This is a genomic window from Spiroplasma endosymbiont of Lonchoptera lutea (assembly GCF_964019715.1).
In the GTDB taxonomy this organism is placed as follows: domain Bacteria; phylum Bacillota_I; class Bacilli_A; order Mycoplasmatales; family Nriv7; genus Nriv7.
In genome coordinates this window covers 862,994-881,229 of sequence record NZ_OZ026463.1, presented here as the reverse complement: position 1 = coordinate 881,229, position 18,236 = coordinate 862,994, and the positions used below count along the sequence as shown (strand labels likewise).

Genomic DNA, 18,236 nt, shown 5'->3' with positions numbered 1-18,236 from the left:
TTGGATTGGCAACCCTTTTTAGGACACTTTTTATGTAGACTGGTATTTTCTAAATTCAACGGGAGTTAAATAATTTAAACTGCCATGAATTCGAATATTGTTATATCAATTAACAAAATCAAATAGTTCGCATTTTAGTTGTGTTAAGTTTGCAAATTTTTTACCGTTAATAAATTCGGTTTTAAAGGTTTTGTAAGTTGCTTCAGCAACAGCATTATCATATGGGCATCCTTTGGAGCTTAATGATCTTTTAATTTTAAAGGTTATTAAAATTTCATCAATAATTTTATTTTTAAACTCATTACCACGATCAGTATGAAATAAAGTTATTTTATTTAATGGTCGTGTTATCTTGTGAAAAGCTTGTTGAACTAATTCAGCAGTTTTATTTGGTCCAGCACTATAGCCAATTACTTCGCGATTAAACAAGTCAATTAATAAACAAATATAATGTCATTTAGTGCCAACTTGAACATATGTTAAATCACTAACAACAACTTCATTTGGTTTTTTGTCATTAAATTGACGATTTAAAACATTATTAATTTCGTCATTATTAACTGTTTTTTTATGATTACAATATTTTAACTTGGTGTATTTAGAAACCAAATTATTTTTGATCATAATGAATCGGATTTTTCGTCGTGATAAAATGATATTTTTTCTTATTAAAACAGCTTTAATTTTACGAGCACCATAAATCTTGCGACTTTTATTAAATGCACTGATAACTTCTTGTTCATAATTATTAACATCAAACTTGGTGCATTTATTAGTTTGATAATAATATGTTGATTTTAGTAAACCTAAAATCTTACATATTTTCCTCACTGAATATTTATTTTTGTTGTTATTAATTATTGTTATTTTTTCCCGATTATCAGTGCTGCTTGCTTTAAAATGTCATTTTCCATTCGTAATTGTTGGTTTTCTTTTCGCAAGTAAATTAATTCATTTTCTTCGACAGTGCGATTATCTTTTGCTTTAAATGACCCAGAATTATTATAATTTTTAATTCAACTATAAATAGTTGGTTTTGGTAAATTATATTCTTTCCCTAAATTAATAACACTTTTGTCATTTTTGTATAGCATTACAATTTGTTTTTTAAATTCTTCAGAGTATGAGGTTTTATTTCCCATTTTTATATTCCTTCTTTCTTAATAATTTTGAAGTCTATATAATTATGGTCCAACTTATTGTAGCCTATCCAATTAATCCGAAAAGTAATAACCTTTTGAGTATTAGTAATAATATAATTTGCTAATAACGCATAATTATGAGTAGAGGTTGCAAGTTCTTTAATTTGTGAAATAATTTTATTAATTTCCACTTGCTTCTCCCCCTCAAATGATATTATTAGAAATTAAAGAACTTCTTTATAAGAAATAATAGCAATTAAATTTCTAATATTGCTAAATTGCCCTCACTTTTCACAATATGAAAACACATTCAATTATTAATTGCTAAACAATCTTTTATTTTCTTTTTCTTAATTAAAACCGCTTATAATTAATATAAATGGTAAATAAAAACACACCCTTAGGTGTGTTTTGTGAAAAAAATATCGTTTAGTGAATCTTATTTTTATTTTTTTGGCGATTTTTTTTCCGATAATTAAAAAGAATCATTTGCGGTTCAGTAATTTTATTTTGCATTCGGGCCACAATTGTTGTTGCTTGTAAACCACCAGCAACATTAACCGCCGTTCTTCCCATATCAAGAATCCCATCTAGTGCTCCCAAATAAGTATATACCGTACCATAATATGTAGGAAATCCTAACCCCGATAAAACACCAGCAGTAACTAATGGTGCTGTACCAGGAACACCAGCAATTCCTAATGAAGTAATAACGGTAACAATTAATCCCATTAAAAATCAAATCCATACTGAATATTGACTATTAATACTACTAGCACCGTTATAAACAAACATTAAAACAACACCAGCTTGAACACCAGCACATCCAGTTAATCCCATCGTTGAAGATAATGGTAATACTAAGTTTACGGCTTCTTCTTTAATTTTCATATCATCTTTTAAGGCATCAATTGATATAGGAATTGTTGCTTGAAATGATTGCGTTGCAAAGCCTTGAATAACGGGTTTCCAAGCAAATTTTCATCACTGTACGGGATTAATCCCAAAAAATAATATCGTTAATGTATGCCACACTAAACTAATAAATAAACCAATGTACGCTGTTCCCATTACTTTACCAATATCTACTAAGTGGGCAATTGGACCACCAATAATAGCAACTGTTACCATTGACATTACAGCATAGGGCATAAACTTCATAAAAGTCATTAACATTGACATCACAATTTTTCAAAAGCGCTCTAAAGTATCTCTTGAAGTATTCATTTCTCGTTCATACCGTTTGCTTTGCTTTTTAATCGCATATCCAACTAACGCCGCAATAACCATTACTGGAATAATAGCACCCCCAACAAAAGCCCCAATAAAATTTGCTGGCATATAGTTACTAATTACTTCTGGTAATTCCTTAACCGTAGTTTCATCACGCATTCCTTCTGGTTGTAAATTTAAACCACTACCAATGTCTAATACCATACCAACTAAATATGTCACTGTATAAGCAACAGCAACATTAATTAATAAAATAATAATGCCTTTAATTGTCATTGTTGCTAAACCACTAGTATGTGGCTTAGCAACCACCCGAGCAATTGCTAAAAATACAACGGGAACAGATAACATCAACATTCCATTAATAAAAATAGTTTTTAACAATGTTATCCAAGTAATAACTTGATGCAATCAAAGATTGTAATTAGGATTTTCTGTTTTTTTATCCTCTAAGAATTCCTTTCAAATACTAGTAGCACTATCATCATTAGGAAAACCTAATATCGCTTGAATACCAATTGCAAAGATAACACCACCACCAATAGCAGTAAAAATTCGAAAACTAAATCGCATTTTAGTTAACTTAACTAAAATTCCTAAACTTACAACTAAAACAAGGAAAATTAAAATAATAACTAACGATTGTCAAGTTGAAATACTAAAAAAATCCTTTAAAATGTCAACTTTTTTATCTTCTGGCATATATTTACCTCCCTTCAAAATAAAGTTATTTTTTAATAATTGATTTACTTGTCATTTCATCAGGAATGCTAATTCCTAATAAATCACAAATTGTTGGAGCAATATTTGCTAAACTAATATCGGTATTTGTTACCAATTTTAAATCTGATTTAGTAATAACTAACGGCACTAATTGTGAAGTATGTTTCTTATTAATATCACCCGTCTCATCAATCATAATTTCAGCATTACCATGATCAGCTGTTAATACCATAATGCCCCCTAACGATTTTAATGGTTCATATATTTCTTTTAAACATTTATCAACTACTTGTAATGCTTTAATAGTAGCTAATAAATTACCAGTATGACCTACCATATCAGGATTAGCAAAATTAAGAACAATCAAATCATATTTTTGCATTTTAATTTTACTAATTAATTCCTTAGTAACTTCGTTGGCAGCCATTTCTGGTTTTAAGTCATAAGTGGCAACTCGTGGTGAAGAAACTAATATGCGGTCTTCACCAGAAAACATAATATCTCTGCCACCATCAAAGAAATAAGTAACATGAGCATATTTTTCGGTTTCAGCAATTCGTAATTGTTCTAATCCTTGCTTACTAATTCATTCACCAAGACCATTATTCACATTTTGACTTTGAAAAGCAATTTGATTAGCTTTAACATCAACACTATATTCTGTCATTGTTACAAAAAATAAATTATTACGAACTACTTCTGAATTTCACACATATTCACGATTAGTTATTGCCGCAGCTAATTGAATAGCACGGTCAGGACGGAAATTAGTAAAAATTACACTATCATTATCTTTAATATGACCATCAGCAACTTGTTCATTATATGCCGGAATAATAAATTCATCATTACGAGAACAAGCATATTCATCATCAATATATGTTAAAAGATTACTAAAACTAGCGCCATTCCGTTGCACAATGACATCATACGCTAACTTCATTCGCTCTCATCGTTGGTCACGATCCATTGCGTAATATCTTCCCGAAATACTAGATAAATATCCAACTTGTAATTCATTCATCACCGACATTAACTTTGTTAAGTACTTTTTAGCAACATCCTGTTTAGTATCACGACCATCTAAAATCGCATGCACATAAACATCTTTAAACTGTTGCTCTTTTGCCATTGTCAAAATTGCTAATAAATGATTAATATGCGAATGAACGCCACCATCAGATAATAAACCAATAATATGCAATCGAGAATTATTACTTTTAGCTTGATAAATAGCAGCTAACAGAGCTGGATTTTCATAAAAAGATTTATCACCAATAGCATTATTAATTAGCGATAATGATTGATATAAAATTCTTCCCGCACCAATATGCAAATGGCCCACTTCCGAGTTTCCCATTTGTCCATCTGGTAAACCAACTCATTTTCCTGAAGCATGAATTGCTAATGACGGATAAGTACTTTGTAAATATTTAAAATGTTCCATCTTAGCTTTCGTAACGGCATTAGAAGCTTGTTCAGCAGCAATGCCAAAACCATCTAAAATTGCTAATAATATTGGATTTTTAGTTCTCATCTTTCTCTTTCCTTCTCTTATTTTCATCAATATTATTTTAAAATATATTTAAGTATCGCTTTACCAACACCATTTTTATTATTACTATCACACATATCTGTTGCTACTTTTATTAAATCTGAATAACCATTTTTCATCATTATTCCTAAACCAGCTTTTTGTAACATTTCATAATCATTTAAAGAATCACCAATTGCCATACAATTTTTTAGTTTAAGATGTCATTTATTCACAAGAAACTTTAAAGCTTTAGATTTATCAAAATTTGCTGGCATAATCTCTAAATATTGATATTTTTCTAACGATGACGATGTTATTCTAATTCGTTTATTAGCTTCAATTTCAATTTTAAAATTTTCACAAATCTTATCCTCTAAATCATCTAAACTAATAGTTAATGTATACAAGCTGGCAATGCTTGGCAATCATTTAAAACCTTTAACTTATATTTAGGATTTATTTTTGCTTCTCGCATAATCGCAACAGATTTTTTTCTTGTATAAGCAGAATTTTTTAAACCATAACCTCAAAAATTCAAATCATATTTTTTAATAATTTCATAAATATATTTTGTATCCTCTTCATTTAAATGAGCATTTCAAATATTCTTTTTAGTTTTGCCAAATTGTAAAGTTAAGTGCAACTAAATTATTTTTCTAACCAAATATTCGATTGGCGAAAGATAATTTAGTATTTTTCTTGGTCTTTGGTTTAAAGACAATATAAATTTATGAACTGCATTTTTAGTAGTGTTTGAAAAATTAAATTTTTTAGGAAATTTTTCTCTAATTAAACCATTAGTATTTTCATTAGTACCTCTTTGTCAAGGTGAATATGCATCAGCAAAATAAATTTTCACATTTAAATTTTTTTCAAGTTGTTGTCAATTAGCAAATTCTTTCCCCCTATCAAATGTTATAGTCTTAACAAGATTATTTGGAAGAATTGATAAATAATGACTAATATTTTTGTTAATAACTTTAGTAGTTCTATTTTCAACTAATATTGCTAAAGTAAATCTTGATGTTCTTTCAACTAAAGTTATTAACATGATTTACTTTTACCTCGTGATGATACTACAGTATCACCTTCTCAATGGCCAAGAGTTATGCGATTATTAACATTTCGTTCTTTAATGGATTTACCATTAAATTTACCCCGATTTTCTTGAGATTTTCGTTTCTTACCTTTTCTTCTTAAATTTTTACTAGTAACCTTTTCAAGTAATCCAGAATAAATTCAATTGTAAATTGTTTTAAAACTAATAATTCATTCTTGATGAAAATTTTTAATTCTGCCATAAATTTGTTCAGGCGATCAACCTAATAATAATTTTTGTTGTACATATTTTACTAATTCTCTATTTTTAAATTTATGAAAATAAACATGTAATTGTTTTCTATTTTCTGCTTTATTTTGTGCAATTAATGAAAAATAATGATTATTATCTTTATTTCTATTAACTTCTCGATTAATAGTACTAATACTTCGATTAAGATTTTTAGCTATTTCACTAATTTTTACTTTAAATTTCAATTGATTCTCAATATAAATTCTTTCATCTATGCCAAGATGTTTGTATCCCATATAAAAACTCCTTAAATTTACTTTTTCTAAAATAAACTTAGCATCATGAAATTTTTATATGAAATCTTTTGCAATTTTATTTACTTGCACTTACAAGTATAATTCAGCGTTTTTAAATCATAAATAACACAACCATTAAAACAAATAATATGTTGCGCATACTCATCTAACTTTAATTGCTGAGCATATAAAAGTGCTGCACTAGGTGCCCTTCCCGTTGCTAAAACAACTTTAATGCCTTTCTCTTGCGCTTGAATAATAGTCTCCCTAGTATCATCTAATATTTTTCCTTTATCAGTTAATAAAGTGCCATCAATATCAATTGCAATTACTTTAATATTCATACTATTTATCACTCCTTAGAAATTAATTAAGAAATTAATTGTAAGAATGAATTCACTTGCAATGATGCACCACCAACCAATGCTCCATCAATATCTGGTTGTTCTAAAAGTGCTTTAATATTATCTGGTTTAACAGAACCACCATATTGAATTCTAATCTTATTACTTAGAGCAACATTATATATTTCCATTATATTTTTACGAATAAACTGACAAACTTGTTGTGCTACTTCTACTGTTGCGGTTTTTCCAGTTCCAATAGCTCAAACCGGTTCATAAGCAATAACAATTTGTTCTAATTGTTTCTCACTAACATTTTCTAATGCTATCTTTAATTGGCGAGCAACAACTACTTCTGTTTGCTTATTAATATATTCTTCTTCCGTTTCACCACAACAAAGAATAATTTTTAAATTATTTTCTAAAGCCTTTAAAACTTTTTTGTTAATAATCTTATTACTTTCATTAAAAAGAATTCTTCTTTCAGAATGCCCTAATACAACATAGGAAACATTCATAGTTTTTAACAATAATGGGGAAACCTCTCCCGTAAATGCACCGTCATTTTCAAAATGACAATTTTGAGCACTAATAATTAATTTACTAGCCTCACGAATAGATGTTTCCAATAAAGGAAAACTAACAGCAATTCCAACATCAATATTCTGATTCATCATTTTCTGTTCAACTTGCAAAATAAAATCTTTTGTTTCATTAATATTTTTATACATTTTTCAATTACCGATAATAATTGGTTTACGCATTTAAATAATTCCTTTCTTAATTGTTTTCCTCTTTGATTATAACATATCTATTTTTGGATATGCTGCCACTAGAAAATCGCAATTTTCAATAAAAAACTTTATCAACAAAAGATAAAGCTTTTTATTTTTTCTTTCTTTTAATTCTTTTTTGAGATTTTAGTTTAGCCTTTTTAGAAGCCTTTTTTGCTTTTTTCAAATCTTGATTATTTTTCTTAATAAGTTTTTTCTCTTTTTTATCTTTGTTTTTATTAGCAGAAACTTTAGTTCGCTGTGCCTTTAATTCAATTTTTTGCTGTAATTTTTCTTGTTGTTGTCGTTTTTTAATTTCAATGCGTTCCTTTTTAAGAAATTTACGATAAATGATTCATTCTTGAATATGTTTCTCTCGCAATCTTTGCTTTTCCTCAATTGAAGCATCATTTTTCTTTAAAATTTGATATTCACTGCGATGCTTATTCCTAATTTCTTGATATCGTAAATCTTGAAAGTTTTTGCCAGTAAAAAAATAATGAATCGCACCTAAATATACTAAATTAACAGCATTACCATTTTTCTTAGCTATACTATTAGCAATTAATATAAAGGGAACATAAATTACCATCCCTAATATTAAATTAGAAAATACTAAAATAATTGCTTTCCAACTTGATGTTGCTAAAATGGCACCAACGCCCACAGGAGCAAGAAAAGACATTTGCAGTGAAGCATAAGGAACATACCCTAACATCATTCATAATCAAGTTCAAATCACTAATAATACTGGACCAATAACCGCAGGAATAAAAAATATTGGATTTAATATTAAAGGATACGAAAATGTTATCGGATGATTAATATTATATATTGTTGGAACTAATGCCATTTTAGATATTGTTCTTGCTCTTTTATCACGACCAATTAATAATGACACCAACAGTAAAGATAACGACATTCCCCATCCCCCAATAAAAATAAAACTATTGAAAAATGATTCATTAAATATAAATTGCGGTACCAAACCAGCTTTGATTGATGCAGAATTTTGCACAATAGCATATCCTCAAACTGGTCCAAAAATACCATTCATAATGTTTGTTCCTGACAAACCAAAAAATCAAAATAACTGTCCAAAAAATACATAAACAATCGCTAAACCTAAACCAATATTCGGATTAGCAGAAAAATTCATAAAAGGATATGCAAAAAACTTATAAAAAATAGCAACTAAATTTAAAGCATTAATATCAGGTGTAAACAAAGCATAATTATCAAATTTAGCTTCATAATTACCTCACATTTCATATCCTTGACCAGTAAACGATAAATATTCAACCTTTTCAAAAACAGCCATTTGGTCTCTTGCTAAAGGAATAACTGTTGAAAATCAAGAATTATCATCAGCTTGAAAAACAAAAACAGCATAAAAAATATTTCCTTCAGTATCTTTAACAATAGCTTTCACCGTATCAGCATCACTTTCTAAATCAAAAAGGCGATTAAATTCTTTCAATACTGCTTGTTGAATCGGAACAGTAATAAACAATTGTGAAACAATAGCAAAAATAACAATAACAATAAGAATTGGCAATAACTTAGCAAATGACTGACTAACAATTGATGCCATTCCTTTTGGCATTTTAATTGCTAACCGATTATTTCGTGATAAAAATAAAAGTAATTCTGCTCCTAAAAATGAAATAATAATTGCTGAAAATAAACCATCAACACCCAAAAACTTTGTGCCAATCTTAACAAGAGTCTGTCAATAAACAGTAATTCCCCCACTAATAAGAAAAACTCCTAATGTTACTAAACCAATAATCACTGCTAATTCTTGATTACGCTTTTTTGCCAATAAATAACCAATTAAAAATGAAACATATGGCGTTAAAATTAAATAAGTAGCACTATAAATTACTTCACCAACAACCTTAAAACTCGTTATTATTTGTTCGCCAATACCAACAAATTCAATAATGTTAGGATTACTAGGAACTACAGAATAAGCATCTGTTCAAACAGCAATTCAATATGCTAATGAACTATTAGTATTGCCAAAAACAGCATTATTAAGAAGCAAAGCAAAAGCACCAGTAATAATTAATGGTATTTCCTGAAATGTAAAATTAAAAAGGACACTTATATAAAAAACAAATTGTGTTAATTCTATAATTAAGAAAAGAAAGGAATTAGCACAATGTATAAGTATCTGACTATTGAATCAATAATAGCAATAAAAGAATATAAAAGTTATGGATTTTCTATTCGTAAAATAGCAAAAGCAATTGATTATAGTAAATCAACTGTACACAGAGTTTGTAAATTATTAAATCAAAACTTATTACCATTAGAAATATTGAATCAAGTTCAAAAAAATAAACAAAATGCAGGTAGAAAATTAATAATTTTAACTTTAACAGAAATTAATACTATCAATCATTTGTTAATTACTAAAAATTATGCTCTTGATATAATTGCTGATTTTTTAAAGAAAAATAAAATAAAAAATATTTCAACAAAAACTTTATATAACATGTTTAAAACAAATCGAATGGGTTTTGATGAAAAAAATTTATTGAGAAAAGGCAAAAATAAACCTCATAAACAAAAAGAAACTAGGGGCAGAATTAATTAATTGTAAATCTATTCATGAAAGAAATTTAATCATTCCAAATATTAAAAATATACAAGAATTTGGCCATTTAGAGGGAGATACTATCGTTGGTAAAGATCATAAAAGTTCTATTATTACTTTAGCTGATATATGATCAAAAACCACAATTCCTTTGAAAACTAAAAATCATAAAGCAGAAAGTATTACACAAAGTATAATAAAATTTATTTCAAAATTAATACCAGGAACAATTAAAACTATTACTTTTGATCGTGGTAAAGAATTTAGTAAATGAAAATTAATTGAAAAAAATTGTAATGTTAAAATTTATTTTGCAGATGCCGGAAAACCTTGTCAAAGAGGTTTAAATGAGAACAATAATGGTATTTTAAGAAGATATTTACCAAAATCTACTGATTTATCTTCATATAAACAAAAAGACTTAAATTCTATAGCATTTCAAATTAATTCTACACCCAGAAAATCATTATCTTATAAAAGACCAATAGATTTAATACAATTATTTTAAAAAACTGTCCCATTTATATTTACAATTCAGGAAAGTATGAAGCCAAGATTTTCTTTCTTTCTTTATTAAAGTTTCTGAACTCATTTTATTCACTTTCCTTTAACTTTAATAGCTTACATATTACTCATTATTATATCTAAAAATTATTTTTTAACCTTCTTATTAGAAATCTTTTCCATAAAATATTTAGAATTTAATAATCCTAACAATAATGCTCCAACAGCCATACCAACAACTAAAGCTGTAACATACAAAATAATACCTAAACCAATTTGCATTCCAGAATCAGTTACTCAATGATTTCTTAAAAGTGGAAAAACAAATATTCCGCCATGCGGTGCTGGCAATGAGATGTTAAATAACATCACTAATGCCCCTGTAATAGCAGAACCAATTACAATTGAAGGAATAACTTTTTTGGGACGAGTTGCCGCAAAAGGAATAGCCCCCTCAGTAATAAAAGATAATCCCATAAATCAGTTAGAAATTCCCGCATTCCGTTCTTCTATTGTATATTGTGATTTAAAAATTAATGTTGTTAAAGCAATAACTAATGGTGGCACCATTCCTCCTGCCATTACACTAGCCATTACCTTTTGTCCAGACTCACCATCAGCAATTAAACTTGTTCCTAAAACATAAGCCGCTTTATTAATCGGTCCCCCCATATCAACAGCCATCATCGCCGCAACAATAATACCAACAAGAATATGTAAATTATAATCATACATTTTTTTAATTCCCGTTTTTAAACCTAAATTTAAAAACCCTAAAGGAATATTTAACGCAAACATTATTAAACCAATAAATAAAACACTCAATAAAGGCACAAAAACAATATCTTTAACACCTCTAAAAGTTGCGGGAACTTTTCTTGTTCATTGTGTTAAAGCAAAAACAATTACTCCCGCTAAATAACCACCAATTATGGCTCCAATAAATCCAGAATTAAACTGCAATGTTATATCATCAATTTTAATTTCTGGTATTAATCTTCCTCAAAGATTACTTCATCCCTCATTAATATCAGCAGTATATAACATTCCGGGAGCATCAGCAATTAATCCGGCAATAAAACCAGGCAACAAACCTTGCCAACCTACAAGTGAATAAGCAATAAAACCGCCTAATACAGGTACAATCATTGAAAGTGATAACTTTCCTAAAGCTGAAAATCACCCCGATTGCAGACGAACAGTACCAAAATTATTGTTACCATCAATACCAGAATCCAATAAAAATCCAATCCCCAGAATAATTCCTCCCGCCACAATAAAAGGGAGCATTCGTGAAACCCCAGCCATAATATGTTTATAAACAGAACGAAAAGACTTTCAACTTTGAACAGTATCTGTTAAAAAAGAATCACCATTTTTTGACTGTTCTTTAACAATTTCACCTTCACCACTTAATGCTTTTTGAATTAATTTATCACCTGCGGTAATTGCATCTTTAGTTCCTGCATATAATACTTTCTTACCAGCAAATCTTTCAACACCTTCAATATTCTTATCAGCAGCAATAATAATAGCTTTAGCATTAGAAATATCTTCCTTAGTTAAAACATTTTCTTGACCACTACGGCCTTGTGTTTCAACTTTAATACTAACATTTAATTGCTTTGCAAAATATTCTAATTTTTCTTGTGCCATATAAGTATGAGCAATCCCAGTCGGACAAGCAGTTATCGCTAAAACTTTACCACTATCATCAACTAAAGAGCCATCGTCTTTAGATTCTTGTTGCTTACTAAAAATTTTTACAACAGCTTCGGGATTTTTAACTTTTAATAATTCTTTAACAATTTTAGGATCAATTAAATACGATGCTAAAGTTGCCAAGGCTTTTAAGTGAGTATCATCACCAAGTAAAGGCATCGCAATCATAAAAATTAATTTGACTGGTTTATTATCCAATGACTCTCAATCTAATTTACTACTAGTTTTAGCAAAAATAATCGTTGCTTTTTTAACATATTTGCTACGATTATGAGGAATAGCAATTCCATCACCAATTCCTGTTGTTCCTTGTTCCTCACGAATTCAAATATCGTTTTCAAACTTTTCAGCATTACTAACAACTTTTTGTTTATATGCCAAATGACAAAGTTTACTAATAGCTTGCTTTTTAGTTTTTGCCTTCAAATTTAAATCCATTACTTGTACATTAAATAAACTATCAATTTTCATCTTACTTTTTCAACCTTTCTACTTTAATTAAGGGAATTAATTTTTCAATATCTTGAACAGTAGCTAATCATTTTGTAAAACTTGTTGCTGCTCCACAAGCTGCCGCCATTTTTAAACTATCTTCAATTGATTTTTTATTAACAAAATAACTAGCAATAAAACCTGCCAACATTGAATCACCAGCCCCTACTGAATTAATTAATAAACCTTCTGCGGCACTAACACGATAAACTTCATTATCACTGGTAATATAAATTGAACCTTTTTTACCTAAACTTACCAAAACATTATGAACACCTTGTTGTTGTAATAATTTAGCCGCCGTTATTATTTGCGAATCTGTTATTAATTTCTTATTACATAATTGTTGTAACTCTGCTAAATTAGGTTTAATTAATAACGGTTGATACGATAAACAATGTTTTAAACTATCACTATTAATATCTAACGAAAACTTAACTTGTTTTTCATTAAGAACTTCTAAGAATTGTTTAAGTTGCGATTGATCCATTCCATTTGCTAAATTACCAGAAATAACAACAAAATCATCGGAATGATAATCACTAACTTGTTTGATAAATGCTTCTCAATCACTAGCAATAACTAATGGACCCCTAGCATTAACTTCTGTTTCTTGATCACTTTTAATTTTGACATTAATGCGAACCATTCCTTTAATTAATATAAAATTAGCAAGAATATTTTCTTCTTTTAACTTTTGTAAAATTAACTCATTATTATTAGTAGCTAAAAATCCGCTTGTAATAGTTTTTATTCCCAATCGGGTAAGAATAATAGCACAGTTAATACCTTTACCACCAGACTGCAAATATTCTTCATAACAACGATTAGTATTGCCAACAGTAAAATTGTCTACTTTTATTGTATAGTCAATTGCTGGATTAAAAGTAATTGTATAAATCATTAGTTTATTCTCCTTTCTCTAATTATTATTTTATCTTAAAGATGATAAAAAGTCTTTTTTTATTAGCTGAATTATACTTGTAAGTGCAAGTAAATAAAATTGCAAAAGATTTCATATAAAAATTTCATGATGCTAAGTTTATTTTAGAAAAAGTAAATTTAAGGAGTTTTTATATGGGATACAAACATCTTGGCATAGATGAAAGAATTTATATTGAGAATCAATTGAAATTTAAAGTAAAAATTAGTGAAATAGCTAAAAATCTTAATCGAAGTATTAGTACTATTAATCGAGAAGTTAATAGAAATAAAGATAATAATCATTATTTTTCATTAATTGCACAAAATAAAGCAGAAAATAGAAAACAATTACATGTTTATTTTCATAAATTTAAAAATAGAGAATTAGTAAAATATGTACAACAAAAATTATTATTAGGTTGATCGCCTGAACAAATTTATGGCAGAATTAAAAATTTTCATCAAGAATGAATTATTAGTTTTAAAACAATTTACAATTGAATTTATTCTGGATTACTTGAAAAGGTTACTAGTAAAAATTTAAGAAGAAAAGGTAAGAAACGAAAATCTCAAGAAAATCGGGGTAAATTTAATGGTAAATCCATTAAAGAACGAAATGTTAATAATCGCATAACTCTTGGCCATTGAGAAGGTGATACTGTAGTATCATCACGAGGTAAAAGTAAATCATGTTTAATAACTTTAGTTGAAAGAACATCAAGATTTACTTTAGCAATATTAGTTGAAAATAGAACTACTAAAGTTATTAACAAAAATATTAGTCATTATTTATCAATTCTTCCAAATAATCTTGTTAAGACTATAACATTTGATCGTGGTAAAGAATTTGCTAATTGACAACAACTTGAAAAAAATTTAAATGTGAAAATTTATTTTGCTGATGCATATTCACCTTGACAAAGAGGTACTAATGAAAATACTAATGGTTTAATTAGAGAAAAATTTCCTAAAAAATTTAATTTTTCAAACACTACTAAAAATGCAGTTCATAAATTTATATTGTCTTTAAACCAAAGACCAAGAAAAATACTAAATTATCTTTCGCCAATCGAATATTTGGTTAGAAAAATAATTTAGTTGCACTTAACTTTACAATTTGGCATTAGTAAAAATGAAATATCATAATATTAAAAAGTAGTTTTATTTTGGGTTTCTTCAACTATTTTAAAAAACCAGTTAATGCTTTTTTAAATTTTAATTCATAGTCTAATGGTGGTTCGGGGCGGAATCGAACCGCCGACCCCTTGAGCTTCAATCAAGTGCTCTACCGACTGAGCTACCAAACCCTAACTAACTGGCGGTCCCGAAGGGAATTGAACCCTCGATCTCCTCTGTGACAGAGAGGCATGTTAACCACTACACCACGGGACCAATTGGTTGCGGGAGGAGGATTTGAACCTCCGACCTTCAGGTTATGAGCCTGACGAGCTACCAGACTGCTCTATCCCGCGATATGTTTCGTTAATAATTACTAATGGCGGAGGTGAAGGGATTCGAACCCCTGCGAGTTTTTATACTCCTTGCGGTTTTCAAGACCGCCCCCTTCAACCAGGCTTGGGTACACCTCCATAAAATAATACCATAATGGTGGACCCTGTAGGGCTCGAACCTACGGCCATCCGGTTATGAGCCGGATGCTCTAACCAACTGAGCTAAGGGTCCAATAGAAAAACTAACTTATATTTAATTGGTTGTTTAAATCAATAAAATTGTCACTAATCTTAAACAAAATAAATTATAATAAAAATAATGCAAGTTTGCAAGCAATAAACCAAGATAGGTCGCGTTTAGTTTTCTTAGGTATTGCTTTGAAGAAGTAAAACAATCAGCTAATTATATTATTTAATTACTAAACTAACCTTGCCTTTCTTGTTATTGTCATTTTTATTCGTTACCATTTTATCATATTATTGAATTTTTACACAATAAAAATTATTAATATTATTAAATTTTGACTAAATATATATTAATTTTATATTTTTACTTACTTAAATCTATTGGATAGGCTACAATAAGTTGGACCATAATTACTATAGACTTCAAAATTATTAAGAAAGAAGGAATGCTGAATTATACTTGTAAGTGCAAGTAAATAAAATTGCAAAAGATTTCATATAAAAATTTCATGATGCTAAGTTTATTTTAGAAAAAGTAAATTTAAGGAGTTTTTATATGGGATACAAACATCTTGGCATAGATGAAAGAATTTATATTGAGAATCAATTGAAATTTAAAGTAAAAATTAGTGAAATAGCTAAAAATCTTAATCGAAGTATTAGTACTATTAATCGAGAAGTTAATAGAAATAAAGATAATAATCATTATTTTTCATTAATTGCACAAAATAAAGCAGAAAATAGAAAACAATTACATGTTTATTTTCATAAATTTAAAAATAGAGAATTAGTAAAATATGTACAACAAAAATTATTATTAGGTTGATCGCCTGAACAAATTTATGGCAGAATTAAAAATTTTCATCAAGAATGAATTATTAGTTTTAAAACAATTTACAATTGAATTTATTCTGGATTACTTGAAAAGGTTACTAGTAAAAATTTAAGAAGAAAAGGTAAGAAACGAAAATCTCAAGAAAATCGGGGTAAATTTAATGGTAAATCCATTAAAGAACGAAATGTTAATAATCGTATAACTCTTGGCCATTGAGAAGGTGATACTGTAGTATCATCACGAGGTAAAAGTAAATCATGTTTAATAACTTTAGTTGAAAGAACATCAAGATTTACTTTAGCAATATTAGTTGAAAATAGAACTACTAAAGTTATTAACAAAAATATTAGTCATTATTTATCAATTCTTCCAAATAATCTTGTTAAGACTATAACATTTGATAGGGGTAAAGAATTTGCTAATTGACAACAACTTGAAAAAAATTTAAATGTGAAAATTTATTTTGCTGATGCATATTCACCTTGACAAAGAGGTACTAATGAAAATACTAATGGTTTAATTAGAGAAAAATTTCCTAAAAAATTTAATTTTTCAAACACTACTAAAAATGCAGTTCATAAATTTATATTGTCTTTAAACCAAAGACCAAGAAAAATACTAAATTATCTTTCGCCAATCGAATATTTGGTTAGAAAAATAATTTAGTTGCACTTAACTTTACAATTTGGCATTTATTAGATAAATTAGAAGATATTTCAGATAAGATAATTTGCTTTTTAGAAGTTAATCTTAATTATTTTGGCATAACTATTTGAATAGGTTGAATTTTACAAGGAGTTGCTTATTTTTGAACTCCTGATAAAGATAATTCATTTGGACAAGCATTATATGCTATGGTTTGATTTTTTAATTGAAATTTAAAATTTCAAGATTTAAAATGAGTTTATTTATTTAAAGAAGAAGGTTGATTTGTAGTTCAATTTATTATTGGTATTGTTTGAATTCTATATTTAATTTTTTATAGGTTTAAAAAATAAATTTCTTACTTTTTTAAGTATGCTTTATTTTTATTTTTTAATATTTTTTTAATATGATTAATAAATTTTTTATCACAAGCATCGTGATTTCCTAAGTTTCTAATATGCAAACACCAACGACATATTTTATAATCTATCGTTTCTTTCAAAATTAAAACCCCTTTTCATCGCAAGAATTATAGATTCCAACTGTATTTTTATTGCCAACGATATAGCTTTCGTTGTCGCATTCAATACAAAATATTACTGCCAAAAGAAAACATCCCCTAAAAGTTTGTAGAAAACAAAATCTTGTCATATGTATATGGTTTCTACAACCTTATCAAAAGTATGTAATATACCACAGACTTATGACAAGTACAAGAAGATTTTTAAAAAGGGGGTGGATTTATTTTTTTATTTAAAATTTTTATAAATAACGACAAATTCTAAGGAAGATTTTAAAAATAGTTTATAATTAAATTCCAAGGTAAAGAAATTACAGATTAATTTTTTGGAGAAAGGCCGTTGATTGTTCGATAAATTTTATTAATTAGTAAAAATTCACGAAAAGGAAATTAATTAATATGAAAAAATCACTATCAATCTTAGGAACAATAACAATAGCCGGAAGTGGAATTGCAGGACTTGTTGGAAATGCACCAGCTACAGCAAAAACCGAAATAAATTCTTTACAAAAAAGTAATTTAGAAAATTTAAGTAGAAGTAAAAGAACACCACAAACCTATACTCAAGATACACAGTGAACACAGAGCCAACTTTGTACCAAACCAACTTTGACAACTTTTACAGCAGGAGGTGTGGCGGCAGGAGCCTCTATTGGCAGTATTGTTCCTGGGGCTGGAAACTTAATTGGCGCTTTAGTTGGTGGTGCAATAGGTATCGGAACCGGATTATGAGCTGGTGAAAATTTATGTCCTTTAGTTCCTAAAAATTAATAAACCACTTATCAGGCCTTACAGAACAATTATAAAATAGGTTACTGTAACTATACTTGTGGAGCATTAGATAGCATTGTTGCTGTAACCTATTAGCGGAGCGAGTATTGAAATAGCACGTAAGGTTTTAAGAAAATACTATTATTTTTAGTTGCTAATAGCTTACGGCAACAAGTTCAATGTCTAAAAATATTCAAGCCAGTAATTAATTAAAATTACTGGTTTTTTTGTAAAAATTTTTA

Annotated in this window: 16 protein-coding genes, 5 tRNA genes and 1 pseudogene; 4 read left to right on the top strand and 18 right to left on the bottom strand. The window is 28.1% G+C overall.

Annotation, left to right across the window (positions count from 1 at the left end; translation table 4 throughout):
* Window positions 1-30 precede the first annotated feature (30 nt).
* The 10 genes from AACK97_RS05085 to AACK97_RS05040 form a co-directional block, all read right to left on the bottom strand.
* Window positions 31-1,142, bottom strand: a protein-coding gene (locus tag AACK97_RS05085) for an IS3 family transposase (protein WP_338966745.1) whose coding sequence is annotated in 2 segments (ribosomal slippage) — window positions 31-899 and window positions 899-1,142 — 1,113 coding nt in all. Because the reading frame shifts where the segments join, the coding sequence is not laid out codon by codon here.
* Window positions 1,143-1,571: 429 nt separating this feature from the next.
* Window positions 1,572-3,077 (bottom strand): dicarboxylate/amino acid:cation symporter, encoded by a 1,506-nt coding sequence (locus AACK97_RS05080; RefSeq protein WP_338967051.1) that lies wholly within the window; start codon window positions 3,075-3,077, stop codon window positions 1,572-1,574.
* A 25-nt stretch (window positions 3,078-3,102) separates the two neighbouring features.
* Entirely contained in the window at window positions 3,103-4,635 is a 1,533-nt protein-coding gene (gene gpmI / locus AACK97_RS05075) for a 2,3-bisphosphoglycerate-independent phosphoglycerate mutase (protein WP_338967048.1), read from the bottom strand.
* Between the two features lie 32 nt (window positions 4,636-4,667).
* The gene (locus AACK97_RS05070) at window positions 4,668-5,042 is read right to left on the bottom strand and encodes an HAD-IIB family hydrolase (RefSeq protein WP_338967045.1); all 375 of its coding nucleotides are present in this window, start codon (window positions 5,040-5,042) and stop codon (window positions 4,668-4,670) included.
* Entirely contained in the window at window positions 5,030-5,278 is a 249-nt protein-coding gene (locus AACK97_RS05065) for a hypothetical protein (protein WP_338967043.1), read from the bottom strand. Before AACK97_RS05065 ends, AACK97_RS05070 begins: the two co-directional genes overlap by 13 nt.
* A complete protein-coding gene (locus AACK97_RS05060) occupies window positions 5,279-5,686 on the bottom strand; it encodes an IS30 family transposase (RefSeq protein ID WP_338967039.1) in 408 nt (135 codons plus the stop codon). It abuts the gene before it with no gap.
* Window positions 5,680-6,222 (bottom strand): IS30 family transposase, encoded by a 543-nt coding sequence (locus AACK97_RS05055; protein WP_338967037.1) that lies wholly within the window; start codon window positions 6,220-6,222, stop codon window positions 5,680-5,682. The genes AACK97_RS05060 and AACK97_RS05055 overlap by 7 nt, the downstream gene beginning before the upstream one ends.
* A gap of 80 nt (window positions 6,223-6,302) precedes the next feature.
* Window positions 6,303-6,566, bottom strand: coding sequence for an HAD-IIB family hydrolase (locus tag AACK97_RS05050; RefSeq protein ID WP_338967034.1), 264 nt, complete (start codon window positions 6,564-6,566; stop codon window positions 6,303-6,305).
* A 26-nt stretch (window positions 6,567-6,592) separates the two neighbouring features.
* On the bottom strand, window positions 6,593-7,330 hold the full coding sequence (gene tpiA, locus AACK97_RS05045; protein WP_338967031.1) for a triose-phosphate isomerase: 738 nt from the start codon (window positions 7,328-7,330) through the stop codon (window positions 6,593-6,595).
* Between the two features lie 121 nt (window positions 7,331-7,451).
* Window positions 7,452-9,620 (bottom strand): PTS transporter subunit EIIC, encoded by a 2,169-nt coding sequence (locus AACK97_RS05040; RefSeq protein WP_338967028.1) that lies wholly within the window; start codon window positions 9,618-9,620, stop codon window positions 7,452-7,454.
* Between AACK97_RS05040 and AACK97_RS07675 the strand changes: the two are divergent.
* Window positions 9,507-10,452 (top strand): annotated as a pseudogene (locus tag AACK97_RS07675) (IS30 family transposase). The gene AACK97_RS05040 and the pseudogene AACK97_RS07675 sit on opposite strands and share 114 nt — an antisense overlap.
* Before the next feature lie 143 nt (window positions 10,453-10,595).
* On the opposite strand, the gene AACK97_RS05025 reads toward AACK97_RS07675, so the two are convergent.
* On the bottom strand, window positions 10,596-12,641 hold the full coding sequence (locus tag AACK97_RS05025) for a fructose-specific PTS transporter subunit EIIC (protein ID WP_338967021.1): 2,046 nt from the start codon (window positions 12,639-12,641) through the stop codon (window positions 10,596-10,598).
* A gap of 1 nt (window position 12,642) precedes the next feature.
* Window positions 12,643-13,566: a 1-phosphofructokinase gene (gene pfkB, locus AACK97_RS05020; RefSeq protein ID WP_338967018.1), complete on the bottom strand. Its 924-nt coding sequence runs from the start codon at window positions 13,564-13,566 to the stop codon at window positions 12,643-12,645.
* Between the two features lie 173 nt (window positions 13,567-13,739).
* Here pfkB and AACK97_RS05015 point away from each other — a divergent pair, with 173 nt between their 5' ends.
* The gene (locus tag AACK97_RS05015) at window positions 13,740-14,684 is read left to right on the top strand and encodes an IS30 family transposase (RefSeq protein ID WP_338966716.1); all 945 of its coding nucleotides are present in this window, start codon (window positions 13,740-13,742) and stop codon (window positions 14,682-14,684) included.
* A 133-nt stretch (window positions 14,685-14,817) separates the two neighbouring features.
* Here the strand turns inward: AACK97_RS05015 and AACK97_RS05010 are convergent.
* The 5 genes from AACK97_RS05010 to AACK97_RS04990 all read right to left on the bottom strand — a co-directional run bounded on the left by AACK97_RS05010 (window position 14,818) and on the right by AACK97_RS04990 (window position 15,269).
* Window positions 14,818-14,893 (bottom strand) — tRNA-Phe (locus AACK97_RS05010).
* A 9-nt stretch (window positions 14,894-14,902) separates the two neighbouring features.
* Window positions 14,903-14,978, bottom strand: a tRNA-Asp gene (locus tag AACK97_RS05005).
* A 3-nt stretch (window positions 14,979-14,981) separates the two neighbouring features.
* A tRNA-Met gene (locus AACK97_RS05000) sits at window positions 14,982-15,058 on the bottom strand.
* 24 nt (window positions 15,059-15,082) lie between these two features.
* Window positions 15,083-15,175, bottom strand: a tRNA-Ser gene (locus tag AACK97_RS04995).
* 17 nt (window positions 15,176-15,192) lie between these two features.
* Window positions 15,193-15,269: transfer RNA gene (locus AACK97_RS04990), tRNA-Ile, on the bottom strand.
* 510 nt (window positions 15,270-15,779) lie between these two features.
* On the opposite strand from AACK97_RS04990, the gene AACK97_RS04985 reads away from it, so the two are divergent.
* Window positions 15,780-16,724 (top strand): IS30 family transposase, encoded by a 945-nt coding sequence (locus AACK97_RS04985; protein WP_338966716.1) that lies wholly within the window; start codon window positions 15,780-15,782, stop codon window positions 16,722-16,724.
* A gap of 337 nt (window positions 16,725-17,061) precedes the next feature.
* Here AACK97_RS04985 and AACK97_RS04980 read toward each other — a convergent pair whose 3' ends face one another.
* Window positions 17,062-17,205, bottom strand: a complete 144-nt coding sequence (locus AACK97_RS04980; RefSeq protein ID WP_338967015.1) for a hypothetical protein — start codon at window positions 17,203-17,205, stop codon at window positions 17,062-17,064.
* A 417-nt stretch (window positions 17,206-17,622) separates the two neighbouring features.
* Here AACK97_RS04980 and AACK97_RS04975 point away from each other — a divergent pair, with 417 nt between their 5' ends.
* On the top strand, window positions 17,623-17,994 hold the full coding sequence (locus tag AACK97_RS04975) for a hypothetical protein (protein WP_338967013.1): 372 nt from the start codon (window positions 17,623-17,625) through the stop codon (window positions 17,992-17,994).
* Window positions 17,995-18,236: the final 242 nt, after the last annotated feature.